The following is a 25003-nucleotide window of genomic DNA, read 5'->3' as shown; positions in this document are numbered from 1 at the left end:
CGCTCACTCCGCGTAACGCACAGTCAGGCATTGAAGCGCATCGATACCGGCGCCTGTGACCGTCTCGCTCATCGGCAACGCGACGCCGTTGAAATAGACGACCATCGGCGCGTCTCTGCGCGGCACCCGGATACCGACCGACTGCGCGGCGACCTTCTCTGCGACCTCCGCGATGGTGTCGGTATCACGCACAAAAACGAGCTGGGTAACGATGTCGCCAATGAATAGCGCGTTGATCGCCAGGGTGGTGGGCTGCGTATTGCTGGTTGCCCCGGTTGTGCTCGTTGTGCTGGTTGCATTCATATCAAGCCTGCTCCGCGGTTTTATCGTCACGGTACGAGTACGCCCACGCGTAATTCTTTGCATCCTTCCCCATTACCTCGGGCGTGAGCCCCATGTAATCGAGCACGCCTGCGAGCGTTTGCGGGTGCACCTCTCCACCCAGAAGCCGTTCGACCACCGTCTTCTGGTGAATTGTGTCCTTGTCTTCCCACCAGATCTGCCGGCACGGTTTCGAGCAGAAATGGTAGGTGTAGCCATTGTGTTCGAGCGGATAGCTGCGCACCGGATACCGGTCGTTGTTCGGCGCACCCGCCGTCCCGATAGGCAGATGGCAACAGTTGCATAGCCAGGGAAGCGTTTTTGGCAGCGTTTTCTCTTCCTGCCCGCTATTGATGTTCGCAATAATCGTGTCCCAGCCCGGGCCGAATTCCTTTTCCCAGCGCGGGTACTTTTCGCGCAGCCATGCCCGTTCGTCTTCGCTCACACCGCCCTGCGGCTTCCACCAGACTGTGGGACGCCAGAACCAGATTCCCATCTGGAGCGAGTGATGCCATACGTCGAGCCCATCGATGAATTCCTGCCAAAACCAGGGCCGCTTCAAACCATATTCCTGCAAGGTGCGCTGATACTGATTGACGACCCACTCTTCCATGAACTCCTTGTACGAAAGTTTCCGGTGCTCCAGCGGTGTGTAGTAATCCATACAAATCCCGCTGATCACCGCGAAAAGCCGTGCGCTTATCCAGAACGTCTTGTCGATCAGCCACTGCGCCCGTTTCGGATCGTGCCGCATCAGTATTTCGATCGTAGGATGCCCCTGCTGCGCGTGGCGCGCCTCGTCCGTCTGCACGGACGAAATCATGTTTGCAAAATTGATGTCGGCGGAGCTGAGCGCATCTGCCGCCAAGCCGATGAACTGAACGTTGGTAAATGCCGTCTCGAACGTAAACGGCAATTGAATGGCAATATCGACCGCGCTCGGATTCACCATCATGCCGTCGAATGCCGCCCGTCCGGCTACGGCCACCCATTCGTCGGTGTGATAGGTCTTGAGCGCCCAATCGTATTGCTGGTCCCGGCTGATGAATTCGTGGGCGAACAGCAAGTCGAGCTGAGCGTGACGGATTTCATCGAGCGCACCGAACATCGCCATTTGCCGCCACGCCGGCGCCAAACCAAAGCGCGCCATGCGCAATTCCGCGAGCACCGCCAGGTATTCGATCAGCGAGACCGCGCCGTAGTGAATTTTCGAAACCGACTTCCAGCCCTCGTCGAGCTGCTCGAAGATCGACGAGCGTCGCAATGCCGACTTCACGGCATAGGCCGAAGCTTCCTTCTCTCGCTGCGTCGCAACGTACTCCGGATAGGTGATCTTGTACGGCTCGTCCCACTGCTTCCATGCGTCGATGGGCACCTTACCGGTGCCGGACAACCATTCGGGAAAAACCGCGTCCTGGTCGACGTACGAGAGCGTCCATTCGACGTCGCGATACACGTCGTACCAATCTTCACGCCTGAGTGAAGTCATCAATATCTCCTGCGCGCTTTCCCGGAAGATCTGGTTGCCGGGGGCATCAGTCACATTCAAGCCGTCCGAGTTGCCGATACCAGTCCGCGGTGTCCCAATAGGCGACGATGTCGTCGATCAGCCCTTCGCGATTGACATGGAAGAGAAAAAGATGCGCCAGATCGTAATGCTCGCCGCTGTTCGCGAGTGTGCCGAACGCCTTGGCCTGGGTGCCGGAGATCGTGACCTCGGCCGCCACGTTGCCCTCCTCGTCGTTGCCGATCCACTGCACGTCGTTGGTCAGGTCGGGAAAAGCGTCGATCAACGAGGACCACCAGGTTTTCCCGACTCCGCGCACCTTGCCGTCGCCGCGCACCACTCGCTGCCTGCGCATGACCTCGGCCGGTACATAGCGAAAGTTCGCGTTGTCCACGCACGCATCGACCATGCCCTCAACGTCCTGGCGTCGATATGCGTCGAAGAACCGGAGCACCGCGCGGCTGGCGCGTTGCCCGGCGGTGATCGCACGGCCCTCCGGGACTTCAGGCATCGGTGTCTCCTTGTCCGATTCGGCAAAGCGCCGCGAATCAGAATGACGCGGTGATCGTTACGCGATCCAGACGCCGTACGGCGAGTCGCCGGTATAGCTGATTCTGGCACCAGAACAGCTTGACCGCCTCGATGCGATCGCTACGCGTATGCAGCAGCCACGCTTCGTCGAGATCGATATGCTTTTCCTGATTGATTACGCCGAGAAATTCGCCCGCCTGCGTGCCATCGAATGTCGTCTCCACGGCCACGACATCTTCATGCGTTGCGAACATGCGCCGCGTGCTCAACGTCAAGTCCGGAAACGCGGAAAACCAGTTCTCGAAGAATCGGCGCCCTTCAGCATGAATGGGGCCGTCGAGCGCAAGAGGAACAATATGAATGGAGCAGTGCGGGGAGCAGGAGGTGAGGGCGCCGTCGACATCATGCCGAGCGAGACAGCCAATGAATGCATGGGCGACTTCGAGGGCGATGCTCATGCCGCACTCCCTTGCAGGACACCGAGTTTGCGCAACACCGCTTCCGCACAGGCCTCATCGGACATCTGATTCTGTGCCGTAAGCAAATGACGGTCAACAACCACATGGGACACCCACGGGGGCGCTTCGTCATAGACGACGCCCCGGTTCTTCAACTCGCTTTCGAGAAACCACGGAGGCCGCCGCAATCCGACTATCGCCTGGTCTTCTTCCTCATTGCTGAATGCCGCCACCCGATAGCCGTCGAATAGCCAGCCACCATCGGGACCGTTGCCTACCGATAGCAGCGCGGCGGGTCCATGGCAAAGCAGCGCGATCAGGCTCCGCCGGGAATGCGCGAGGCGCAGCACGCGCTCGACATCGCGGTTGTCCGGCAGATCGACGATTGCGCCGTGTCCGCCAGGAATGAACACCGCGTCGAACGAAAGAATTTCCTCGTCTGACAGACTGCCGAGATCGTATGGCGCGTTCAGCGCGCGATCATTCGCCAGCGAATGAGCACAGGTTTGCGCCAGACGTTCACTATCGTGCTTCACCGAATCGGCCAAGACTTGCGCCCGCGCGGGCGGCACGATCGTGCTGATTTTCGGCCGCGCGGCGAGCGCTTCGAGAAAGCCGATGTCGTGTTTCCAGCTTTCCTTTGCCGCCGCTTCTACGTTGGTGCGCGCCAACCCGTGTTCGATATTCGCAAACGTCAAGGCTTCGTACACGCGGCGCGATGCGATCAAGTCGAGTTCCGTGAAGTGATGCAGCGTAAAGCGAACCCCTTCCGGATCGTCGGCGAAGGATCTCACGATGGCGGCGAGGAAGTCCCTGTCCGTGTCGGGATAATGAAATCGGGGCTCCAGGCTGAAGGGATCCGCAATGCCAGGTCGCCCGTCCACTGTGTGGATTCGCACGTCCACGCCGGCAGCGCGAAAACGCCTGAGCGGTGTGTAGACTTCATCGGCCCAGTAGCCGGTGGGCAACGTTTCGCCGCCTTCGAGCGGAAGCTCGCGTGCGCTGGAAACGATCATCAGGATGCGCCGCATATGGGGCCCCTCCTCGACTGATTTATAGTCTGCGAGGAAATATCCTGCAATTCGGCCGCCCCAAACGCCCATTCCTGCAACGCCGGGCGCTCGGTGCCACGTGGGGCGGCTGCGCGAAACGTATGAAAAATCGAAACTTGCGAGCGCAGCCATCGCCGGTCGATAGAATGACGCTCGCAAAGCCATTTGATCGCAGAAATGCAAACACGGGCATCTGCGCGGCGGTTTCCCCATGACGATGCTGACGCCAATTCGGGGCTCAATCATGCAAAGGTTGCCAATCAACGAAGGGCTGAGAGATGAGGCACGCCCGACCGCCGAAAGCGGAGTGGCTTACCAGTTTGGTTCGTTCCACCTGATTCCCTCACAGAACACCTTGCTCGACGGCGCCACGCGCGTACTGATTGGTGGTCGAGCGCTCGACTTGCTGACCGCGCTCGTCGAGCGTCGCGGGGAACTCATCACCAAGCAAGAGCTCATGGCTCGCGCGTGGCCGAAGAATGTCGTGGAGGAAGGCAATCTCAAGGTGAATATCGCAGCCTTGCGCAAAGCATTGGGAGACGCGCCTCAGGGCCAGCGCTTTATCGCGACGGTGGTCGGCCGCGGCTATCAATTCGTCGCGCCGGTCGAGCGCGAAACGCTGTCCGGCGCCGTGACACCAACTCAAACGCGTCCCCAGGTTTCGCACAACATTCCCGCCGCATTGATTCGACCGATCGGACGGGCGAAGACGATTCACGATCTGCTGAAGCGGCTCTCGCGCGTACGGCTTCTGACGGTGGCAGGGCCCGGAGGAATAGGCAAGACGACGGTCGCGCTGGCGGTTGCCCGCGAATTGGTCGCACTGGGCGAGCACGACGTCTGGTTCGTCAACCTTTCCCGGCTATCCGACGCGCGCTTCGTGCCTCATGCCGTCGCCAGCACGATCGGCCTCGTCGTTCACTCGGATGACATCGTGCGCGCGCTGGCGAATTACCTCCGGCTTCGGAATCGTCCACAGCTCATCGTGCTCGACAGCTGCGAACAGATCGTCGAGGCAGCAGCAATCATCGCCGAGCAGATGATCGCGGCGGCCCCGCAAATCCATGTTCTCGCGACCAGCCGTGAGCCGCTGCGCGCCGTTGGCGAATACGTGTACCGGCTCGAAGCGCTCGAAAGCCCTCCTGACACGGCACACGTAACGATCGACGCCGCGCGTCGGTACCCCGCTGTCGAGCTGTTTATCGAGCGAGCCATTGCCGCACGCGGCGACTTCGAGCCGTCCGACGAAGATGCGCCCGTCGTCGCGCAAATCTGCCGGCGGCTGGACGGCATTGCGCTGGCGATCGAGCTTGCGGCAACGCGTCTGGATGCCTTCGGCATTCGGGAATTGCACGATTTGCTCGACGACCGCTTTTCCGCGCTCGCGCAGGGGCGACGCACGGCTCCGGAGCGGCAGAGAACGCTGCTGGCCACACTCGACTGGAGTCATCAGTTGTTGCCCGCGGTCGAACGCGTCGTGCTGCGCCGCTTGGGCATATTTCCGGGCATCTTTTCGCTCGCCTCTGCGGCTGCTGTCGTGGGCGACGAAAACCTGCCCTACCCGAGTGTGATCGATGCGGTTGCAAGCCTCGTGTCGAAGTCGATGCTGTCGGCAAACGTCGCCAACGATCCCTTGCGATATCGACTTCTCGACACGACTCGTGATTACGCGAGACGCAAGCTTGCAGATGCGAATGAACTGGACCTGGTCTCCCGTCGCCACGCCGGGCATTTTCATGACTTGTACGCGCGTGTCACGGACTGCTGGAACCGGCCGCCCGATATACGATGGCTGGCAAATCACATCCCTACGATCGACGACGTCAGAGCCGCACTGAACTGGGCATTCTCCGCGCAAGGAGATTCATCGCTGGGCATCGCGCTCACCGTTGCCGCTATTCCTGCGTGGATCCGGCTCTCCTCGCTAGACGAATGCCGCAGTCGCATCGAGCATGCACTTTATCGCGCAGATGCCCGCTCGCCCACGCTCGACAGGCATCGGATGAAACTCTACACGGCGCTTGCCGCCGCCGCACTCTATACACGCGGCATGGTCTCTCAAGTCGACGCTGCATGCACCGCCGCACTGGCCATTGCGGAGCGGCTTGACGATAAGGAATATCAATTACGTTCGTTGTTCGCCGCCTGTTGTGGCCTGGTGTATTCAGGAAGACACCGTGCCGCAGACGATCGACTGCTGAAGTTCCGCTCCATTGCGAATGGAACACAGAATGAGACCGCGATATCGGAAGGAAACCGGCTTACCGCGTTTGCATGGCATCACATGGGCAAGCAAACCGAAGCTCGGCGATTGCTCGAGCGTGTGCTCGAATGGTACGACTCGCCTCACCATCAGTCGCAACTCTCCGCCAACCATGTAAGCGGAAGCGAGGGGACCCGTTCGTTGATGGCCAGCGTCCTGTGGACGCTGGGATGTCCGGAACGAGCGCTCAAGGAGGCGCGCCAGGCGCTCTTCGACGCACAAGAAAGCGGCCACACGCTGACGATTGGCTACGTACTCGTGTTTGCCTTCGTTCCGCTCGCGCTCTACGCAGGAGATCTCGCCTCGGCTGAAGGCGCCCTGATCACTTTGCAGGACACCGTGGCGAAGCACGGGCTGGCCCTCTTCGAGGCGATGGCGCGCGGTCTTCATGGTGCGTTTCTGGTCGAGAAAGAGAACCCTGCCGGGCTCCCGATCCTCCTCGAAGCGTTGGCGCAACTCGAGCGCGAGCACATCGGAATGCGTTATCCGATGTTTGCGGGGATGTATGCCCGGGGCTTGCTGCGCTTCGGCGATCACGCACGAGCGCTGGCGGCGATCGAGGATGCACTGGCGTGGTCAAAGGCGCACGAAGAACTGTGGTGCATTTCGGAGTTAGTCAGGATCAAGGGCGACATACTCGCTACGCACGACGAACTCGATCCGCGCGGTGCATCCGAAGCGCTTTACCTGCATGCCATCGAAGTCGCGCAGCAGCAAGGCGCGCTGTTCCTGGCACTACGCGCCGCGAAGAGCCTCGCCCGCCTCAAGCTGAGGCAAGGTAAGACCGCAGAAGTGGAGTCCGTGCTTGCGCCGATCTACGGCAAATTCACCGACGGGTTCGAAATCATTGATGTAAAGGAATCGCGGGAGTTGCTTGCCAGTGTTCACCTGGCGTCCCGAAAATTCGAATGACAAGGTCTCCCGCGTGTCACGTCGGCATGTTCTGGAATTGCGGAACGTCGAGATGGTTGAGCCATTTGTACCGGCGCTTCGTGTACATCTCCAGAACGGGCTGAATACCATCGGGACGGTCGAGGCTGCCGATCATGACGAACACCGTATCCGGAAACGCGCCTGAATTGTTTGAAAAGAGGCGAGATCCACACTCAGGACAAAAATTGCGATCTATCCTCTTGCCGGAGTCCGCTATGTAGGAGAACGAGCGCGGATTTCCACTCAGCAGCGTGAAAGCACTTTCAGGAACACCGAAAAAAGTCGCCATGACCCCGCCACTCGCCTTCTGGCAATCCAGGCAGTAGCAATCGGCAATAAACGTGGGATCGGCATCGAACTGGAACTTGACGGCGCCGCACGCGCAACGACCTGAGTATGTCTTTGGCATGGCCTGTTGCCTCATCAGCCAGGGAAAACCCGGATTACATGCTGTACCCGAACTTCGTCCGCGCAGTCGCGAAACCATCAAGTCTCGAGCTTCGCGTCCATCGTGATGGTGGCGTTCAAGACCTTCGACACTGGGCAACCGGCTTTCGCATCTGCCGCTGCCTTGTCGAACACCTGCTTGTCTGCGCCGGGGATGTTCACCACCACGTCGAGGTGCGAAGCGGTCACCGCGAAGCCGCCATTGATCATCTCGAGCGTGACCGTCGCTGTCGTGGAGATGCGTTCGGGCTTGACGTTCGCTTTACCCAGCTCCGCAGACAGCGCCATCGAAAAGCATCCGGCATGCGCTGCCGCGATCAGCTCTTCAGGATTCGTGCCGATACCATTTTCAAAGCGTGTCGAGAACGAATACTGTGTGTCCTTGAGGACGCCGCTATCTGTAGATATCGAGCCGTTTCCGTCTCTCAGCCCTCCCTCCCAGATCGCCGATGCTTTGCGCTTCATGCTGTCCTCCTGTCATGTCGGACTCGAAACGATTTCGCAAGTCAACGTTAATTCAATTCGGCTGATCCGTGCCGCGACTCGTGCGTGTACGCAAGCCGTTCAATTGCGATATCGACGGATCGGCACCGCTTCGACCACGTGCGGACACGTTCCGGATAATTACGCTAGACTGGGATGTCCGTCGCGCCTGAACCTTCGCCATCATGTCGTCGGTTGCCCGTCTTGTTTCATGGTCCATCCGTCACCGGATCAGCGTGATTGCGCTATCGCTCGTCCTCGCGTTGCTGAGCGGTCACTACGTCTCCCATCACTTCAAGATCAACACGGCTACGGACCGGCTACTGACTGTCGACAAACGGTGGGACAGCTTGTCCAGGTCGCTGGATCGCGCCTTTCCGCAACGAGGGGGCTCCATTCTCGTCGTGGTGGAATCGAGTGCGCCGGAATTCGCCGACACCGCCGCCAGCGAGCTTGCCACTGCATTGCGCAAGGACACGCACCGGTTCGTTGCGGTGACGCAGCCGGGTGCCGGTCCCTTCTTCGAACACAATGGGTTGCTTTTTCTGTCGTTGCGCGACGTGCAGTCCACGACATCGCAGTTGACGCAAGCGCGCCCGTTGCTCAACGCGCTCTCGCATGACCCCAGTCTGACCGGTCTCGCCAACTTGCTGACGACGACCCTGCTTTTGCCGCTGCAAATCGGGCGGGTCAAGCTGGAGCAGATGGCTCCGCTTCTCGATCAAAGCGCGGACGTCATGGACCGCGTGCTAGCGAACCAGGCCGCCGCTTTTTCGTGGCGGTCGCTGATGGATTCCCACGCGACGTCACCTGCGCGCGCATTCGTACTCGTGCAGCCCGTGCTCGATTACGCATCGCTGAGGGCAGGCGGCAACGCATCGGCATTGATACGCGACACGGCGGCCTCGCTGCATCTCGATGCGAGATTTGGCGCACGCGTGCGCCTTACCGGCGAGCAACCGCTCGCCGATGACGAATTCGCATCGGTCCAGGACGGTGCGGCATTGAATGGCGCCGTGACGCTTCTCGTCGTACTCGGCATTCTCTGGGTGGCGCTTCGGTCCGCCAAACTGGTACTGGCCGTTTTTATCTGCCTCGTCGTCGGGTTGCTCATCACTGCAGCTTTGGGACTGGTGATGGTGCACGCCTTCAACATGATCTCGGTCGCGTTCATGGTGCTATTCGTCGGCCTGGGCGTCGACTTCGGTGTGCAATTCACCGTGAGATATCGGGAAGAGCACTACAAGGACAGTCGTATCCCCGTCTCATTGATGAGTACGGCAAATACGCTAGGCGGTCGCCTGTCCCTCGCCGCGATTGCCGTCGCCGTTAGCTTCTTTTCGTTTATTCCGACTGCTTATCGCGGCGTGTCGGAACTGGGCAAGATCGCCGGAGTGGGAATGATCGTCGCCTATTTCACCAGTGTGGCGCTCTTGCCCGCGCTCATCAGCGTGCTGCGGCCAGGAGACGAAAAAGTGTCGCCGGGCTTCAGGCGGCTTGCCGGAACCGACGACTTCCTCGACAGGCATCGCAAAGCCATGTTGGCCGTGGCGGCGGTTGCCATTCTCGGCGCGTCGCCCTTGCTGCTGCACCTGCGCTTCGATTTCAATCCACTGCATCTCAAGGATCCACGCACGGAATCGATGGCAACCCTGCTCGCACTGAAAGACTCGCCCGAAATTGGCATCAACAATGTGCGCGTCATGGCGAATTCCTTGAGCGAAGCCGATGCGATCGCCGCCCGCTTGTCAACGCTGCCGCAGGTGGGCAGAACGGTCACGCTCACCACTTTCATTCCGACTGACCAGGCAGAGAAACTCGCCGCAATTGCAGACGCTGCCCGTGTATTGGACCCCGTCCTGGCGCAGGCGCCCGCGCCGCCGGCAAGCGACGCCGTTCGCGTCGACGCCTTGCGTCGTGCGGCGCACCAGCTCTCGCTTGCCGCAGAGGATCACCCCGGGCCCGGCGCCGCCGAGGCGACGCGACTGTCACACGTGCTGACCCGTCTGGCCGACGCGCCGAGCACGACACGCGATCGCGCCGACCATGCGATGACGGCACCGTTGAAGATCGCGCTCGCGCGATTGGTTGCGCTTCTCGATCCTGCCGAGATCACCCGCGCCAATTTACCGCCCGGGATCGCAAGAGACTGGGTCGCCGCCGACGGCAAGGCAATCGTCGAAATCTCTCCCCGCGTCCCGAGCGGTATCGACCCCAATGATGACGCGATGTTGAGAAGCTTCGCCAACGCAGTGAGTTCTGCGGAACCGAATGCGATCGGCGGTCCGATCTCGATCCTGTACTCGGCTAACCTCGTCATCAAGGCATTCCTTCAGGCGAGCGGATACGCCCTGGTAGCGATCGTCGTCATCTTGTGGATCGCGCTGCGCCGGGTCGACGACATCCTTCGAACCGTTGTGCCGTTGCTCGTTTCCGCGCTTTTGACACTCGAATTGTCTGTAGCGCTCGATCTGCAGTTGAACTTCGCGAACATCATCGCGTTGCCCCTCATGCTTGGCGTAGGCGTCGCATTCAAGATCTACTATGTGATCGCCTGGCGAGGTGGCGCAACACGGCTGCTGGAATCCAGCCTGACTTATGCGGTTGTGTTCAGCGCAGCGACAACGGGCGCAGCGTTCGGTAGCTTGTGGTTCTCACATCATCCCGGGACATCGAGTCTGGGTGCTCTGCTCGCGTTGTCGCTGGTGTCTACACTGATTGGCGCGGTGGTATTTCAGCCCGTGCTGATGGGACGGCCTCGCGCCGCACAGTTCAAAACGCTGGCGTCAGCAGACTGATACCGCGCCTGTGCGGAACTTGAAACCTGGCATCGTCACGATCGCAAGCGTTTCCCTGCACGCTGCAACGCTTCGAGCAAGCTTCGGGCGTCGTGCTCTCCGCCGTAGAGATGGCCGTTGATAAACAGCGTGGGTGTGCCATGCCCCCCCTCCGTATGCCACTCGCGAAGTCGCTCTGAATGCGCTCGTCGTTACGGCCGCTGAACGCAGCAGTCAAACTGTCAGGAGGAAGACTCAGTTCGTCAGCGTACTGCGCGATGTTTTGATCTCCAGGGACCGCTGATTCTCGTACAAGATAGGGTCACAGAATGTTTCGGCCGGACGTCGAACCCTGTCGCCTCCGGAAAGCACCCACCATCCGCTGTTGCCGATCTGGCACGAAGTCCATCGATCGCCCGCCGCACAAGGCATTGGGCCTTTTGTTACGTTTTCGCGACAGTCTTTTTTTTTCGTTTCGTGAGTTTGCAGGACGTGCCGTATCCTCCGGCGCGCAGTAACGAATAAACCAATCCAAAAGATACTCAGGGACACTGAATTACAGATGAAGAACATCACCATCAAGGCAACGGTTACCGCTGTTGCCGCTTTCGCCGCATCCTCGGCAGCAATGGCACAGTCGTCGGTCACCCTGTACGGCATGCTGGACGCAGGTATCAGCTACACCTCGAACGTCGGTGGCCACTCGCTGGTCGGCCTCGTTGGCGGCGCCTCGGGTTCGAACAAGTGGGGCCTCCAGGGTCAGGAAGACCTCGGCGGCGGCCTCAAGGCGGTCTTCAAGCTCGAAAACGGTTTCAACATTGCCAGCGGTGGCATCGGCGGCCAGGGCCCCATCGGTTCCTCGCGTTCGCTGTTCAACCGCCAGGCCTATGTAGGCCTCACGTCGGACCAGTACGGTACCCTGCGTATGGGTCGCCAGATCGACGCCGTGACGGAAATGGTTCAGGGCCTGACCGGCGACGCCGTTTCGGCGTCGACATTCTCGACCCCGGGCGACGTGGACAACAACGACAATACGACGAACCAGAACAACGCCGTCAAGTACATTTCGCCGCTTTTCCATGGCTTCCAGGCTGAAGGCGCGTACTCGTTCGGCGGCGTTGCCGGTGCGATGGGTTCGGGTCAATCGTGGTCGGTGGCTGCGGACTACGCTCAAGGTGGTCTGACGGTCGCTGGCGGCTACTTCCATGCTGCAAACCAGGGTGAGAACGGCTGGCAGAACGCAACGGCACAACCGTCGTTCGGTGGTGCGCTGGGCTATCCGAGCTCGGGCTACTACGGTGGCAATGCGTTCAAGAGCGCGGGCATCGCTCAAATCGCTGGCCAATACGAGTTTGGCCGGTACACGGCTGGCCTTCGGTACTCGAACGCTCAATACGAGGGCAACGACGGCCAGGCGTCGATCCACTTCAACGTAGTGGGCGCCCTTCTGCAGTACCAGGCAACCCCGGCGCTGTCGCTGGCTGCTGGGTACACGTACGTCTACGGTTCGGCAGCCACGCCTGCGCAAGCCGCTGAGGGCCGCACGATGGCTTCGATCAACCAGGCCTCGCTGGGTGCTACGTACGCGCTGTCGAAGCTCACGTCGGTATACGTCATGGGTGCCTACGTTCATGCTCAGGGCGCTCAGGCTTCGGCTGCCGACTTCGGCAACACGGCGTCGGGCGGCAACCAGGTTCAAGCCAACATTGGCATGTACCACCGGTTCTAATAGCAGGTTCAGAAGCTCGGGGTCGTGGACGCATTGCCCCGACAAAGAAATCCTGGCTAGTGAATTGCACCCCAAGAGTTGGACGTCGATCCAATCTTTGGGGTGTTTTTTCATTCATGATCGGCCCTGCCAGACGCATTTCGTCATCCCGCGCGCCGTTCAATAGCCGCCGTCGCCAGTCCATGCTGCGCTGATGTCTCAAATCCGGCTCGACCCAACGCGCCAGCTGCTCGGAGCACAGTGCTCCGCCACGCTGATACTCGCGAAGCTGGGCCTGCTGCAAGGCGTTCCCGCATGCACGGACCTCACCACTACGCCGTGGGTCCAAGAGGCGGGTGTACCCGTGCTCAATCAGCCGTTCGTGGCCAGTGGGATTGTCGCGACGGCCGCAAGCCATTGAACGTCTTCGCGCCCTTTCGAAAGGGTCGATCACCGCATGATATAATTCGCACGCGAACTAAATCGCACAATGTTATCTGCGCGGAAATGAAACATCGCCTCGTCTATCTATTGAACGTCGGACAGCGCCGGCTGCAACGGTGGTCGCAAACACGCGCGGCCGGAGGCGGCGTCACAGCAGCCCAGGCCGGGCTGCTGTTTTTTTTAGGTGATCGCAACGGCGCACTCATGAGCGAAGCCGCTGCTGCGCTGGATCTGGGCGCACCAGGCATGAGCGGTCTCGCTGACCGGACAGAAAAGGCAGGGTTGATCGAACGTCGGGCTGACGAGACCGATGGCCGGGTGTCGCGCCTGTGGTTGACGCAAGCAGGACGTACCGCGCGCCAAAAGTCGAAGCTTCGCATGAAAGACTTGAACGCCCGATTGACCGAAGGATTTACGGAAGCGGAGATCGACGTCGTAGCGCGGTGGCTGACCAGCCTGCAGACCAGGTTTCCGCTCGCCGAAGACGGCGACGCGTAACCTCGACCGTGGCCGGCCAGCAAGGCACTGGCTAGTGCCGGGCAACCTTCGCGAAGTCCGGCTTGCGCTTCTCGGCAAAGGCCGCGAATGCCTCTCTTGCCTCGGCGCTCGTCAGCCGCTCCTGAAACTTCGCGCTCTCGCTGTCCATTTGCGCAACCAGGGTTTCGGCTTCGCGCATCAGCTTTTTCATGGCGCTCAGTGAACCGGCCGGCTTGGCGGCGATTCTTTCCGCCATCCTGCGTGCGTCGTCGCGTAGTTGATCCTTTGCGCAGACCTTGTTGGCGAGACCCCACGCGACAGCGGTTTGCGCGTCGAGCGGCTCGCCCAGCGCAAACATCTCGAACGCCCGCACGTGGCCGACGCGCAGCGGAAGCAGGTAGCTGGACGCCGCCTCGGGGACGAGCGCGAGATTGACGAACGGCGTGATCAGTTCTGCGTCTGGCGCGAGCAGGACGTAGTCGCAGTGCAGTAGAAGCGTCGTGCCAATACCGACCGCCTTGCCCTGAACCGCCGCGATGATGGACACGCTCGACTTCGCCAGGGCGTGCAAAAAGCGATGCACGTGTCGCTCACTGGGCCCCTTCCCCGATGCAATGGCTGCGAACTCGCCCACATCGTTGCCCGCGGTGAACATGTCTCCGTCCCCTTGCAGCAGCAATACGCGGACATCGCTGTCGTGCTCCGCATTCTCGATGATGTCTGCCAGCGTGCCATACATCTCGTTCGTCAATGCATTCTTCTTGTCCGGTCGGGCCAGCGTAATCGTCAGAATGCCATCGGCTTGTTCGACGTGAATCTCCGCGCTCATGTGCTCTCCTGAAATTTAGTTTGCATGCGAAGTATATAGGTAGTTCGCATGCAAAGTAAACCGGACGGTCGATGCCATGTAATTCGGGGCCTGCTCGCGAACCCTCGCTCCTGAAGACGTTTGAAGGCGAAAATTCGTAGCGGACCAGAATTCGACCAGGTACTCCATTCGCGACGTCGCGCCACTCCTCGCGCGCACCCAAGCTCCGTAGCATTGAAGCATTACCAAACAGACAAGCAACCGGAGGACTGAACATGCTTATTCTCACCGCTGTCGTCGTCATCGCCGCCGTGGCGATCTGGAGCGTCTACCGGCGTTTGCACCCGCGCCAGGACTGAAACATGACAGGCTGCTCCACCAGCCTGTTCGCAACAGCCCGCCGCATTGGCGGGCTTTTTCCTGGATTCCACAGTCAGAGCGGCGGCGTCCGCGGAAGAGCCGTTTGCGAACATCTTCGCACTCAAAAAAATATCTCCGAATCAGCTCCAGTATCCTGACAAAGTGACTGTATAAATGTACAGTTCCATTCAATTTTCCACAGGACGCACGGTGCCGTCGTCCCGCTGCTCCTGCCGCCATACCCGATGATGAGTAGCGTGCCGGTCGCGCGGAGCCATCGAGAGCTATTTTTGAGTACCAAGGCATGCCAGATGATCGGCGCATAGCCCACATCGACATGGACGCATTCTTTGCGTCGTGTGAACTTTCGCAGTATCCGGAGCTACGAGGCCAAGCCATGGTGGTTGCTGGCCGTCGCTCGGATACGCCCCGAACGAAGCCGGACGGCACTCGCGAATTCTCGCGCCTGCGCGACTATGTGGGCAGAGGTGTCCTGACGACCGCGACCTACGAGGCTCGCGCGCTCGGCGTTCATTCCGGAATGCCCGCCATGAAAGCCGCCCGGTTAGCGCCAGATGCGATTCTCCTTCCAGTGAATTTCGACCTCTACCGAACGTACTCGCGACTGTTCAAGGATGCCGTCCGGTCAATCAGTTCGAGCATGGAAGACGTTGGAATCGACGAGGTCTACGCAGACGTTTCACTCACGAATGGCGATTCGGAGGCAATCGCGCGCAAGTTGAAATCCGCCGTCTTCGAAGCAACCAATCTCACATGCTCCGTCGGTATCGCGCCAAACAAGCTGCTCGCCAAGCTGTGCTCCGATATGCAAAAGCCGGACGGAATCACAATCCTGACGCCGGAGGACGTGCAATCCAGGATTTGGCCAATGGCCGCAAACAAGATCAACGGCGTTGGCCCCAAGGCGGCCGCCAAGCTTGCGTCTTTTGGAATCACGACCATCGGTGAGATCGCTGCGCGCGACGAGCACTGGCTCATCGAAAACTTCGGACGAAGCTACGGGGCGTGGCTTCGCAGAGTTTCACACGGACTAGATGACAGGCCGGTGGTGACGTATAGCGAGCCCGTCTCGATGAGTCGCGAAACCACATTCGAGCGCGATCTGCACGCGGTGCGGCATCGACAGGAACTGGGCGCAGCGTTTACCCGCCTATGCGAACAGGTGGCGCTCGACCTCCAGCGAAAAGGCTATCTGGCCAGGAAGATCGGCATCAAGCTGCGCTTTAATGACTTCAAGACTGTCACGCGTGACGTCACGCTTCCTGAGCCTATTGATGACGCGAAAGCATTGCGGCGCGCGGCGACTGAGTGCCTGAAAAGAGTCGAACTCGTTAAATCCATCAGGCTGCTAGGGGTGAAGGCCGGCAACCTCCAACACACCGGAGAAGCTTCCAGTAACGAGTCGCCTCAGTTCACGCTGGATTTTTAGCCGGCAACGCGCAGCGCCCCCGTCGTGCGAGGCGTGCACGGTGACTTCGCAAACACAGAAGCGAATGCATCAACTGGCCGGCTCCGATGCCAACGCAATCCGCGCCTTCTCCTCCGGACTATTCGCCTTGTAATACTTGTCGGCCCACTTGCGGTCGGGCTGTAGCAACAGCCGTTGCACGGTTCTATGCTGCTGCTCCTCGATGCCAACGGCGCGCGCACGATAGTGCTCGTACAACCGCATGAATTCCGCGAGGTAAATGGCGGCGATTCGCTTGTCTTGTATTTCGAGCAGATTCTCGTCGTTGAAATGCTCGGAGTTGTTGCTCATGTTGGCCGAGCCCGTGTAGACAATCGGATTGTCTCCTTCGGCGTCGATGACGATGAACTTATGGTGGATAATGACCGGCGCGTAACTGGGCGCGACTTCGCCGGGAAAGAGGCGGAGCTCGGGTTCGAAACCTTCAGGCACGGTCGCCGGGGAAAAGTACGATGCATCGATGACGTCGCGGTTTTCCCTGCTTCGATGATAGAGCGCGAGGTTTGCCAGCGCAGTCGTACTCACTGCCTCTCCCGCTTTTTGCGCCTCTTGCGCATTCTCAGCGGACTTTCCGCTGATATTGTTGACGAGGCCGAACATCATGAGCCCCTTGTCGCCGGCGGCAAAGCAGGCGTCGCGAAGCGGTTCGTCTGTCGGCATGAAGAGGCAGAACAAAACCGAATGCTGCGCCTTTCCTATCGCTTCGACGATGGTATCGATCTGGGTACGTCTGGTTTTCGTTTCCGGAGAGAAGCAAACGCGCACGGCTGCGCTTCCCACCGTCACGGAATCGGACCAGCCATTCGTGAGTTCGGCGGTCTGGTTGATCGGCGGATTGCCGGCGATGGCTTTCGTTCTGTCGTCGTACAGTTTCGCGAGGTCTGCCGAATCGAACAGATGAAGTACGTTGGCCTGCTCCGTAATGCCTTCTGTCGTGAAATTCGCAGAACCCGCAACCACGAATGCCGGGTTGCCTTGCCGATCGCCCCTATCCGTCACGATGAGCTTGTCGTGCATGATGTGCGTCTTGTCACGCGGGCAGAACGTCACGACGTTGCCCAGTTCATCGACCGTGGGTTGATTGGGCGATGCAGCGGGCGCTTTGCCTTTTTCGCGAACCCGATGCGAGTCGTATACGACGGCGACATTGGCTTTGCCGTGAGCGGTTCCGAACTCCTTGAACGCCGGGATCGCCCAAAGCGGGTCGGTCAGGTGATAGACGGCTGCTGCAGCGCGCGACGCGTCCTGGAATATTTCCTTGAACACGAGCTGCATATCGTTGGCGAGCCACGTACGAAGTTCAAACGCCTGTGCGGCCGGCGGCGCGGTATGCGGATCGATTCCCATCGCCTTCACTTGTCGTGCGAAAGCCTGCGAGCTCACCACCGCGCGGTTGAACCAGGTACCCACGCCGTCTTCGATATGCGCCGGTAACGTGACCTCACACGAACTCGCCTCTGCGTTCAGCAGATTCAGATTGTCCGGCGTACCGACTACCGGGTAGATGGTGTACCTGAATTGCTTGCCTCTGTCGGCTTCCTCGATGCGCGCGTCCCACCACATGAATTTTTGAATCGGCGCGATATTCGAAGGCGCATCGGGTTTACCGTCCGGCACGGGCCCCTTGAACGTGATTCGATTAGGGAGCCAGCTGCTCGTCTCATGGGATTTACCGTCCGGGCTAGTGAAGCCCGGGGCGCGTTCAATAGCGAAACCGAGGAAGTCGGCACGTGTCGCACCGTCCGGCCAGTCGAGCGCGAGTAAAACCAGCGTCGGGGAGAGATAGCTGCGGACCTTCGTCGACATCGTTCACCTCTGCTGTATTAGCCAAAGGCCCCAGTTTCAACCATCAGTTTGTTGAAACGGTGAACGAAGCATGTTGCCTGGATGTCGTTTCGATGACGCTGCCGGGAGCCGCAATAAAGTCACTTACTGCGGCGTGATATCTCTTTGCACCCGATGAATATGCCGCTCGACATAGAACGCCGCCGCATCGGCGTCTCCGCAGACAATGGCTTCGTAAATCAGACGATGCTCGGCAACGTACAGCCGAATGCGAGCCGGGTCGTCAATCCCATCGTCCTTGAGTCGCTTGCACAGCGACTGGCCCATGGTCGATGCAATTTCTTCCGCGAGTGGTCATCGTGAGTTCTCAGTGCGCCTTGAGTTGTTCTCAAACATACCACTTTCGCGACCACTCCCTGCTGGCCTTGGCGGCATGTTCATGCGAAGAAACCAATTTTCCGGACCTGACGAGACTTTTTGGTCTAGTTTAAGTCCACATTGACACATTTCGTGCTATCCACCACAAGTGGTATAGATTGGTTCCACATTGCGCCCGAGAAATGGACGGCCTGCCGGTTCCGTACGGCCAGTGAGTCAATAGCGTAAAAACATCATGAAGACTACTCGCACGATAACGACCGTCGAAGTGCATACCGGCGGCGAAGCATTCCGTATCGTCACCAGCGGATTGCCTCGCCTGCCCGGCGACACGATCGTGAAGCGTCGTGCGTGGCTCAAGGAAAACGCCGACGAAATCCGCACCGCGTTGATGTTCGAGCCGCGCGGTCACGCCGATATGTACGGCGGCTATCTGACCGAACCGGTCAGCCCGAGCGCCGACTTCGGCATCATCTTCCTTCACAACGAGGGCTATAGCGACCACTGCGGACACGGCGTGATCGCGCTGTCCACCGCAGCGGTCGAGCTTGGCTGGGTGCAGCGCAGTGTTCCGGAAACGCGTGTCGGCATCGACGCTCCCTGTGGCTTTATCGAAGCCTTCGTTCAATGGGATGGCGAACACGCGGGCAACGTGCGATTCGTGAACGTCCCCTCGTTCATCTGGAAGCGCGATGTGACTGTCGAGACGCCGTCCTTCGGTACGGTGAAGGGCGACATTGCTTTCGGCGGCGCGTTTTATTTCTATACTGACGGCCAGCCACATGAGCTCGCCGTGCGCGAGTCGTCGGTCGAGGAACTCATCCGCTTCGGCGCAGAGGTGAAGGAAGCCGCGAACAAGGCCTACCCTGTCGAGCATCCCGAGATTCCCGAAATCAACCACATTTACGGGACCATCATCGCCAATGCACCGCGGCACGAAGGCTCGACGCAAGCCAACTGCTGCGTGTTCGCGGACCGCGAAGTGGACCGCTCACCGACCGGTTCCGGCACGGGTGGACGCGTCGCCCAGTTGTACCTGCGTGGCGAACTCGGCAAAGACGAGACCCTCGTGAACGAGTCCATTATCGGCACGGTTTTCAAGGGACGCGTGCTCGGCGAAACGACCGTCGGCGACTTCGAGGCAGTGATTCCCGAAGTCGAAGGCAACGCGTTCGTGTGCGGCTTCGCGACCTGGATCGTAGACGAGCGCGATCCGCTGACTTACGGATTCCTTGTCCGCTAGCCCTCTTCCTCTTGGTACCTGGCAGCCCGGAACGCTGTGAATGAGCGTCCGCGCTTTTTTTACATATCGGAACATGCGAAATAACGCGCCGTTACGAAAATCGCACGGCCGTTGCACCTGTGTCCGGGCTCGCCGCCTACACTCCGAACCGTGCTCACCAGAAACGCACGACAGGTGCGAAGGAGTAGTGAAATGAAAAGGACGATTCTCGGCGTGGTACTGGGCGCGGCCGCACTGGCTGCTTCGAGCGCAGCGTTTGCGCACGTCGATCTGGCCGTGGGCGTCGCACTGCCTGGCGCCGCCTACGCTCCGGCTCAGCCCGTGTACGTTGCTCCGCCGCCTGCCGCCTATGCGCCTCCTCCGGTCGCGGTGGCTTGGCGCGGCGACGACGACTGGCGCGCGCGTCAGTGGCGGGAACACGAATGGCGGGAGCACGAGCGTCGCGAACACCAATGGCGTGAGCGCGAGTGGCACGATAATGGCCGCTGGGGCTATTGAGCCGGTTCCAAAGCTAATATTTCACACAAGTGTTTATCATGAACGTCAATAATCGAATCAGGGTGCTTGCCGCGGCGGCAACTTTAGGCCTCGCGGCAGCCAGCAGCGCACATGCCGCCGGCTGCCTCAAAGGTGCTGTCGTGGGTGGTGTAGCCGGACATTATGCGGGCCACCACGCCGTTGCTGGCGCCGTTGGCGGCTGCATCGTGGGGCATCACGTTGCGAAAAAGCATGCGGAGGAACGGGCCGCAGAACATCAAGCCGAGCGCGCCCAGAAGCTCAACACCTGATTCCCGCCGGACCTTTCGCGACAGCCGCCGGGGACGCCTATTCAAGCTGTGATATCGTGGCGGCACGCGACTTGCGCTATATTCTGCTCAAGAGTTGCATTCAGAGCGAAGCACAACTAGAAATGGACGAACGAAAACGCGAAAGCATCGTGGCCTATCTGCGGCGTCGGATGGCCGAATATGGTATTGAACCCGAAGATGTTGCTGCGTCAATGGCAGCAGACGCCGCGCAAATGCGCGCCGCCCGTTACCGGGATGCGGCTGGCCACACGTGGGACGGCAAGGGCGACGCCCCGCGGTGGGTGGTGCAGGCGACAAGCGCGGGGCAGTCGCTCGAGCATTTTGCAGTCGGCGAGGCGGCTGAACCTGAACAGCAATCAGTGAAAGCCCCAAGCGTGGACTGGCGACAGGACCCATTTGCCGGCAGCCGCCTGGCAAAAGTCAGAACAGAGCACTCCGGCGCCGCCTGAAAGCATGACGGGTTAAACGCCGCCCCGGCGTTAAAGCAAAACTTCAGTCGAATTCGACGTCACTGTTATTGCGCAGTGCATCCAGTCGTCGAATTTGTTCCGGCAGAATCCGGCCTTGGGACAAGGCTGGCAGGTTATCGATATCAAAGAACTGAGCGGCGTCGGTTTCGGCTCCGGCTATTTTCCCCGCGCGCACGATTTCCCCAAGGAAAACCAGTTTCCAGATGTGAAACACAGAAGGCGGATGCCCGTGCTTGAGCATGTCCCACACGGCCAATAGCCGAACGACGTTCACCGTGTAGCCGCTTTCTTCACGTGCCTCTTTTGCCGCGTTCTCGGCGGGCGAAACGCCCACGTCGGCCCAACCGCCGGGCAGAGACCACAAGCCGTCCACGGACTCTCGCACGAGAAGGATTTGACCGGACTGGTTGAATACGGCGCATCTGACGTCGAGTTTAGGATTCGCGTATCCCGTTTCGAGAGCAAACAGCGCGGCGAGATCGCTCGTTCGCATGGACGCCATTTCCGCGAGTTGCTGATGCGCGATGCTGGCGATTTCCGTGTACCGTTCCGTGTCGAATGGGCTCGTGGCGTAGTGCAACCCCGTTTGCGCAAGTGCCAGTAGCCGGCGCGCCCGCGCGAGGCGTGCTCTCAGCGATTCGTGTTCGGCGGGCGTGGGCATCAATCGCGCCTCACTTTTGCGCCGCGGCTTCCTGATGCGCCTTCGCAAAGTCCGCCATGCTGTTGAAGCGGAAAGCGACGTTCGGCAGCCATCCGGAATTCATGGTCGCGCCAAAGCCCGGCTGCGAATGACGGCGGTAAATCCAGCACGACGCCAGACCAAATTCACTGGCTGGCTTGTGGTCGTGGAAAAGACTTTCGGCTGTGTGAAGGATCTTTTCCTTCTTGATGCCACGCTCACCCAGCTTCTCGAGCATGTATTCGAAGTTTCGCGGCGATGGCTTGTACGAACCGATATCTTCCGCCGTGAAAATGGCGTCGAACGCTACTTGCAACCTTGCATTGCTGTAGCTGAAAGTTTCGTTGTCGACGTTGGAGAGTATGACCAGCTTGTAGTGCTGCTTCAGGTACTGCAACGCGGCTACGGTGTCCTCGAATACCGGCCAGTTCCGCACCGACCGCCCGTACGCCATGCACTCCTCGTGCGTGAAGGGCAGTCCCCATTCCTCGGCCAGCCGCTTATAGACGATGGGCAGCAGCTCCTGGTATCGCTTGGCCGGCGTATATTTCTGCTGCGACGACTCGTGTCGCGCATGGGCCTCCAGAACCTGGTCTCTCGACAGCGGCACCCTGGCCCGTTCGATCAGGGGCTTAAGGCCAGCGAAGATGCCGCTTTCCCAATCGATCAACGTGCCGTAGCAGTCGAAAGTCAGTGTGTCGAAGTCAGTCAATTCCACGGTTACTCCTTTCGGAAGTGCATGGCGGCGATTGCCTCGAGGAAGCGTTTCTGGAAAGCATCGACTGTTCGCGCGTAAGCTTCTCGGCCAGATCGGTGTTCCGCTGGTCAATAACTCGGCACCTCACTGTCGGCCGCTTCCTTTGGGCTGTCAACCAGGCGGTTGCCCTTACGTGGAGCTCTTCGTCGAGCTTGCACAGGCGCTTGCGTAACGGGATACGCGCGGCGCCTCATGAACCGCGCGAAATTCAGACGCGTGCCGACGTGACGTCCGCCGCTCGCGTGGCGTGCGTGGCCCGCTTCAAACGCGTCACGCCTTCGCGAATCTCATCGACGTTCGGCGCCGCAAACGAAAGGCGCAGCGACGCGGTGTCGGGCTCGTCAGCGAAGAACGCCTTGCCGGGAACGAAAATCACCTTGTTGGCAATCGCATTCGGCAAGAGCGCATCGATCGCCACACCCGGAATGCGCGCCCACACGAACATGCCGCCTTCGGGCTGATGAAACGCGATCTCGTCGCCGAATTGCGCGCGCAAGCCATCGCAAAGCGCTTCGCACTTGCGTTGATAAGCCTGCGTGATGTGCGGAAGGTGCCGTTCGAGCGAGCCCGCCGCCAGGTAGTGCGCGGCGATAGCCTGAGTCCACGGCGTACTGCACAGGTCGACGGTCTGCTTGGCGATCACGCAGCGCCGCGCGATTTCAACGGGCGCAATAGTCCAGCCTACGCGCAAGCCAGGCGCGACGACTTTCGAAAGACTCGAGAAGTGCACGAGCCAATCGCGTGCTCCCTGCACCTCGCTTGCCAGCGCCAGCATCGACGGCACCGCGTTGCCAGCGAAACGCAGATCGCCGTACGGATCGTCTTCGACGATCACAAAGCGGTACTGAACGGCGAGACGCAGGAGCGCAAGGCGCCGCTCGCGTGTGAGCGTGGCCCCGGTGGGATTCGCGAAGGTCGGCACCGTGTACAGCAACTTGGGCCGGACGATCGCGCCCGAAGCAAGCTTCGCGGCGAGTACGTCCACGTCGAGACCGTCGCCGTCGACAGGCACCGTCACGACATGCGCCTGCTGGAGCCTGAGCGCCTGCAGCGTGGCCGGATAGGCGGGCTGCTCGGTCAAGGCCGTGTCGCCCGGATTGAGCAGCACGCGCAACAAGAGGTCGAGGCCTTGCTGTGACCCCGTGGTGACGAGCATCTCCTCAGGAGCGCAGGTCACACCGCGGCGCGCCATCAGCGCGAGCAGTTGCGTCTTCAATTCGGGCAAACCGTCGGTCGGGCCATATTGCAGACAGCGCGTGGAAGCCTGCCATGCCTGGGCCGCTGCCGCCTGCAGTCCATCGGCATCGAACAGGTCGCTGGCAGGGTAGCCCCCAGCGAAGGAAATCATGCCTGGTTCTCCCAGGTACTTGAAAAGCTCGCGAATGGGCGAACCAGCGGGATGCTGAAAGGGTGCGGTGAAATCGTACATGGCGGACATGGAGTCGATGGCGGTTAAGCGCGGCAACGGACAAGCTTCGATTGTGGTCAGCCCTCACGGGCACATCAAACGAAATCTAATCACCACGTCATGCGGTTTGCTCATCAAGCCGTCGCGCAATAAAAAAGCCCGCTGAAATCGCGGGCGCTACTTTGTGCGTTGTGCGGCCTGCCTATGCCACCGTCACACGACGTTCTTTTCGACGATCGGCCGGTTTTCCAGCACGCGCGACCAGTCGAGCGAAGACAGATCCAGCGTCGTATACCGGCCGTTGAGGATCAGCTCGCTCACGCCGCGCCCGGTTGCCGGTCCCTGCTGAAGACCGTGCCCGCTGAAACCATTGGCAAACACGCAATTGTCGATAGCCGGGTGGTAACCAATGATGGCGTTCTGGTCGAGCACGTTGTACTCGTAATAACCGGACCAGCAGTTCTCCACACGCAGCGCCTCGAAGCCCGGCACGCGGTGCGCAAGCGTGGGCCAGATCACGTCGTCGAAGATGGCGTGATCGACTTCGTCGAGCGGCAGATCGTTGGGGTCGTTCTCCGCGCTCGGCGACGTTCCCGTGATGTACGTGTTGCCCTCGGGGCGGAAATACACGCCGGACGGATCGATCAGCAACGGGCAGGTGGTAAGCCGCGCCGGCGACGACACGTTGAAAATGCTGCGGCGGCGCGCATAAACCGGAATGTCGATGTCCATCATTTCCGCGAGCTTGCGCGCCCACGCGCCGGCTGCGTTCACGAGCGTGTCGCACGCATGGCGTTCGCCGTCGCTCGCGATCACGTGCGTGACCTTGCGGCCACTGCGCACGACGCCGGTCACATCCGCCGGCACATAGCGCGCGCCGAGCGACTGCGCCTTCTTGCGCAGCGCCTGCACGAGGCCGTAGCCGTCGAACCACCCCTCGCCGCTGCGTCCATACGCACCGCTCGCGAGATCCTCGACGTTGAGCCAGGGAAACTTCGCGTGCAGCGCATCGCGCGACATGAGTTCGATGTCGGCACCAAGGCGCGTTTGCAGCGCGTGATTCTCGCGCAGCGTCGCATCGCCCGCTTCGGTGGCGAGGAAGAGATAACCGCCCTCGTGCAGATCGATTGACGGGCGGTTGCCGTTCACTTCGAGCCGCTCGCCAATGCCGCGCAGAAACTCGATGCCGAACAGCGACATCTGGATCGACAACGGCGTGGAAAACTGCTGCCGGATCGACGCGGCCGAAAGCGCCGACGACGAGCGCGCATAACTCGGGTCGCGCTCGAACACGGTCACGGAAACCGTTGGGTCGGCTGCGCGCAGAAAGTAAGCAATAGAACTACCGATTACCCCGCCGCCAACGATAACGACTTGAGAACTCACGACTTGCTCCAGATAGCGGAAAACTGCAGC

The 25003-nt window shown here is 60.3% G+C and carries 22 protein-coding genes and 2 pseudogenes; 10 read left to right on the top strand and 14 right to left on the bottom strand.

The annotated features are described in order from the left end of the window. Nucleotides 1–3: 3 nt before the first annotated feature. Genes AB3X99_RS19800 through AB3X99_RS19780 form a run of 5 tightly spaced genes read right to left on the bottom strand, consistent with a single transcriptional unit; the run spans nucleotide 4 to nucleotide 4133 of the window. On the bottom strand, nucleotides 4–303 hold the full coding sequence (locus AB3X99_RS19800; protein ID WP_368617866.1) for a toluene-4-monooxygenase system B family protein: 300 nt from the start codon (nucleotides 301–303) through the stop codon (nucleotides 4–6). 1 nt (nucleotide 304) lies between these two features. Beyond that, a complete protein-coding gene (locus AB3X99_RS19795; protein ID WP_368617865.1) occupies nucleotides 305–1810 on the bottom strand; it encodes a toluene monooxygenase in 1506 nt (501 codons plus the stop codon). A gap of 46 nt (nucleotides 1811–1856) precedes the next feature. Beyond that, nucleotides 1857–2339, bottom strand: coding sequence for a nuclear transport factor 2 family protein (locus AB3X99_RS19790; protein ID WP_368617864.1), 483 nt, complete (start codon nucleotides 2337–2339; stop codon nucleotides 1857–1859). Nucleotides 2340–2376: 37 nt separating this feature from the next. After that, nucleotides 2377–2817 carry a nuclear transport factor 2 family protein gene (locus AB3X99_RS19785; protein WP_368617863.1) on the bottom strand — a complete coding sequence of 147 codons (441 nt, stop codon included), beginning with the start codon at nucleotides 2815–2817 and terminating at the stop codon, nucleotides 2377–2379. Then, nucleotides 2814–4133 (bottom strand): type 1 glutamine amidotransferase domain-containing protein, encoded by a 1320-nt coding sequence (locus AB3X99_RS19780; protein ID WP_368617862.1) that lies wholly within the window; start codon nucleotides 4131–4133, stop codon nucleotides 2814–2816. Before AB3X99_RS19780 ends, AB3X99_RS19785 begins: the two co-directional genes overlap by 4 nt. Here AB3X99_RS19780 and AB3X99_RS19775 point away from each other — a divergent pair. Next, complete coding sequence (locus AB3X99_RS19775) at nucleotides 4081–7044, top strand: winged helix-turn-helix domain-containing protein (RefSeq protein ID WP_368617861.1); 2964 nt, start codon at nucleotides 4081–4083, stop codon at nucleotides 7042–7044. The genes AB3X99_RS19780 and AB3X99_RS19775 overlap by 53 nt on opposite strands. Nucleotides 7045–7060: 16 nt before the next feature. On the opposite strand, the gene AB3X99_RS19770 is transcribed toward AB3X99_RS19775, so the two are convergent. Both AB3X99_RS19770 and AB3X99_RS19765 read right to left on the bottom strand, forming a co-directional pair. Further along, nucleotides 7061–7474: a GFA family protein gene (locus AB3X99_RS19770; RefSeq protein ID WP_368617860.1), complete on the bottom strand. Its 414-nt coding sequence runs from the start codon at nucleotides 7472–7474 to the stop codon at nucleotides 7061–7063. Nucleotides 7475–7551: 77 nt separating this feature from the next. Then, the gene (locus AB3X99_RS19765) at nucleotides 7552–7977 is read right to left on the bottom strand and encodes an OsmC family protein (RefSeq protein ID WP_368617859.1); all 426 of its coding nucleotides are present in this window, start codon (nucleotides 7975–7977) and stop codon (nucleotides 7552–7554) included. A gap of 203 nt (nucleotides 7978–8180) precedes the next feature. Here AB3X99_RS19765 and AB3X99_RS19760 point away from each other — a divergent pair, with 203 nt between their 5' ends. The 4 genes and pseudogenes from AB3X99_RS19760 (at nucleotide 8181) to AB3X99_RS19745 (ending at nucleotide 13422) form a co-directional block, all read left to right on the top strand. Next, on the top strand, nucleotides 8181–10793 hold the full coding sequence (locus AB3X99_RS19760) for an MMPL family transporter (RefSeq protein WP_368617858.1): 2613 nt from the start codon (nucleotides 8181–8183) through the stop codon (nucleotides 10791–10793). Between the two features lie 541 nt (nucleotides 10794–11334). After that, nucleotides 11335–12501: a porin gene (locus tag AB3X99_RS19755; protein WP_368617857.1), complete on the top strand. Its 1167-nt coding sequence runs from the start codon at nucleotides 11335–11337 to the stop codon at nucleotides 12499–12501. 184 nt (nucleotides 12502–12685) lie between these two features. After that, nucleotides 12686–12889, top strand: a pseudogene (locus AB3X99_RS19750) (AraC family transcriptional regulator); the annotation flags it as partial. A 98-nt stretch (nucleotides 12890–12987) separates the two neighbouring features. After that, entirely contained in the window at nucleotides 12988–13422 is a 435-nt protein-coding gene (locus AB3X99_RS19745; protein ID WP_069261985.1) for a MarR family winged helix-turn-helix transcriptional regulator, read from the top strand. A 31-nt stretch (nucleotides 13423–13453) separates the two neighbouring features. Here AB3X99_RS19745 and AB3X99_RS19740 read toward each other — a convergent pair whose 3' ends face one another. Continuing rightward, nucleotides 13454–14230: an enoyl-CoA hydratase-related protein gene (locus AB3X99_RS19740; protein WP_342946055.1), complete on the bottom strand. Its 777-nt coding sequence runs from the start codon at nucleotides 14228–14230 to the stop codon at nucleotides 13454–13456. Nucleotides 14231–14873: 643 nt separating this feature from the next. Between AB3X99_RS19740 and dinB the strand changes: the two genes are divergently transcribed. Beyond that, entirely contained in the window at nucleotides 14874–16019 is a 1146-nt protein-coding gene (dinB, locus tag AB3X99_RS19735) for a DNA polymerase IV (RefSeq protein ID WP_368617856.1), read from the top strand. Between the two features lie 69 nt (nucleotides 16020–16088). Here dinB and AB3X99_RS19730 read toward each other — a convergent pair whose 3' ends face one another. Together AB3X99_RS19730 and AB3X99_RS19725 are read right to left on the bottom strand one after the other, a co-directional pair. Beyond that, nucleotides 16089–17864: a phospholipase D-like domain-containing protein gene (locus tag AB3X99_RS19730; RefSeq protein WP_368617855.1), complete on the bottom strand. Its 1776-nt coding sequence runs from the start codon at nucleotides 17862–17864 to the stop codon at nucleotides 16089–16091. 123 nt (nucleotides 17865–17987) lie between these two features. Then, a pseudogene (locus AB3X99_RS19725) lies at nucleotides 17988–18194 on the bottom strand (FCD domain-containing protein); the annotation flags it as partial. 262 nt (nucleotides 18195–18456) lie between these two features. On the opposite strand from AB3X99_RS19725, the gene lhpH reads away from it, so the two are divergent. From lhpH to AB3X99_RS19705, 4 genes are all read left to right on the top strand, one after another. Next, nucleotides 18457–19464, top strand: coding sequence for a trans-3-hydroxy-L-proline dehydratase (gene lhpH / locus AB3X99_RS19720; RefSeq protein WP_069261990.1), 1008 nt, complete (start codon nucleotides 18457–18459; stop codon nucleotides 19462–19464). Nucleotides 19465–19656: 192 nt separating this feature from the next. Next, complete coding sequence (locus AB3X99_RS19715) at nucleotides 19657–19962, top strand: hypothetical protein (protein WP_069261991.1); 306 nt, start codon at nucleotides 19657–19659, stop codon at nucleotides 19960–19962. A 38-nt stretch (nucleotides 19963–20000) separates the two neighbouring features. Further along, entirely contained in the window at nucleotides 20001–20252 is a 252-nt protein-coding gene (locus AB3X99_RS19710; RefSeq protein WP_342946052.1) for a hypothetical protein, read from the top strand. A 98-nt stretch (nucleotides 20253–20350) separates the two neighbouring features. Then, entirely contained in the window at nucleotides 20351–20722 is a 372-nt protein-coding gene (locus AB3X99_RS19705; protein WP_368617987.1) for an H-NS family nucleoid-associated regulatory protein, read from the top strand. A 43-nt stretch (nucleotides 20723–20765) separates the two neighbouring features. On the opposite strand, the gene AB3X99_RS19700 is transcribed toward AB3X99_RS19705, so the two are convergent. The 4 genes from AB3X99_RS19700 to AB3X99_RS19685 form a co-directional block, all read right to left on the bottom strand. Next, on the bottom strand, nucleotides 20766–21404 hold the full coding sequence (locus tag AB3X99_RS19700; protein ID WP_368617854.1) for an NUDIX hydrolase N-terminal domain-containing protein: 639 nt from the start codon (nucleotides 21402–21404) through the stop codon (nucleotides 20766–20768). Between the two features lie 10 nt (nucleotides 21405–21414). Then, entirely contained in the window at nucleotides 21415–22140 is a 726-nt protein-coding gene (locus AB3X99_RS19695; RefSeq protein WP_368617853.1) for a haloacid dehalogenase type II, read from the bottom strand. Between the two features lie 247 nt (nucleotides 22141–22387). After that, a complete protein-coding gene (locus tag AB3X99_RS19690) occupies nucleotides 22388–23608 on the bottom strand; it encodes a PLP-dependent aminotransferase family protein (RefSeq protein WP_368617852.1) in 1221 nt (406 codons plus the stop codon). A 192-nt stretch (nucleotides 23609–23800) separates the two neighbouring features. Continuing rightward, nucleotides 23801–24973, bottom strand: a complete 1173-nt coding sequence (locus tag AB3X99_RS19685) for an FAD-binding oxidoreductase (RefSeq protein ID WP_069262394.1) — start codon at nucleotides 24971–24973, stop codon at nucleotides 23801–23803. Nucleotides 24974–25003 lie beyond the last annotated feature (30 nt).

This window comes from Paraburkholderia sp. BR10882 (genome assembly GCF_040948855.1).
Taxonomy (GTDB): Bacteria; Pseudomonadota; Gammaproteobacteria; order Burkholderiales; family Burkholderiaceae; genus Paraburkholderia; species Paraburkholderia nodosa_A.
This window is presented reverse-complemented; position numbering and strand designations above follow the sequence as displayed.

Bases quoted from the DNA above. Each gene is read 5' to 3' on its own strand.
- AB3X99_RS19800 (WP_368617866.1), bottom strand. From the start codon at position 303: ATGAATGCAACCAGCACAACGAGCACAACCGGGGCAACCAGCAATACG.
- AB3X99_RS19795 (WP_368617865.1), bottom strand. From the start codon at position 1,810: ATGACTTCACTCAGGCGTGAAGATTGGTACGACGTGTATCGCGACGTC.
- AB3X99_RS19790 (WP_368617864.1), bottom strand. From the start codon at position 2,339: ATGCCTGAAGTCCCGGAGGGCCGTGCGATCACCGCCGGGCAACGCGCC.
- AB3X99_RS19785 (WP_368617863.1), bottom strand. From the start codon at position 2,817: ATGAGCATCGCCCTCGAAGTCGCCCATGCATTCATTGGCTGTCTCGCT.
- AB3X99_RS19775 (WP_368617861.1), top strand. From the start codon at position 4,081: ATGACGATGCTGACGCCAATTCGGGGCTCAATCATGCAAAGGTTGCCA.
- AB3X99_RS19770 (WP_368617860.1), bottom strand. From the start codon at position 7,474: ATGCCAAAGACATACTCAGGTCGTTGCGCGTGCGGCGCCGTCAAGTTC.
- AB3X99_RS19765 (WP_368617859.1), bottom strand. From the start codon at position 7,977: ATGAAGCGCAAAGCATCGGCGATCTGGGAGGGAGGGCTGAGAGACGGA.
- AB3X99_RS19760 (WP_368617858.1), top strand. From the start codon at position 8,181: ATGTCGTCGGTTGCCCGTCTTGTTTCATGGTCCATCCGTCACCGGATC.
- AB3X99_RS19755 (WP_368617857.1), top strand. From the start codon at position 11,335: ATGAAGAACATCACCATCAAGGCAACGGTTACCGCTGTTGCCGCTTTC.
- AB3X99_RS19745 (WP_069261985.1), top strand. From the start codon at position 12,988: ATGAAACATCGCCTCGTCTATCTATTGAACGTCGGACAGCGCCGGCTG.
- AB3X99_RS19740 (WP_342946055.1), bottom strand. From the start codon at position 14,230: ATGAGCGCGGAGATTCACGTCGAACAAGCCGATGGCATTCTGACGATT.
- dinB (WP_368617856.1), top strand. From the start codon at position 14,874: ATGCCAGATGATCGGCGCATAGCCCACATCGACATGGACGCATTCTTT.
- AB3X99_RS19730 (WP_368617855.1), bottom strand. From the start codon at position 17,864: ATGTCGACGAAGGTCCGCAGCTATCTCTCCCCGACGCTGGTTTTACTC.
- lhpH (WP_069261990.1), top strand. From the start codon at position 18,457: ATGAAGACTACTCGCACGATAACGACCGTCGAAGTGCATACCGGCGGC.
- AB3X99_RS19715 (WP_069261991.1), top strand. From the start codon at position 19,657: ATGAAAAGGACGATTCTCGGCGTGGTACTGGGCGCGGCCGCACTGGCT.
- AB3X99_RS19710 (WP_342946052.1), top strand. From the start codon at position 20,001: ATGAACGTCAATAATCGAATCAGGGTGCTTGCCGCGGCGGCAACTTTA.
- AB3X99_RS19700 (WP_368617854.1), bottom strand. From the start codon at position 21,404: ATGCCCACGCCCGCCGAACACGAATCGCTGAGAGCACGCCTCGCGCGG.
- AB3X99_RS19690 (WP_368617852.1), bottom strand. From the start codon at position 23,608: ATGTACGATTTCACCGCACCCTTTCAGCATCCCGCTGGTTCGCCCATT.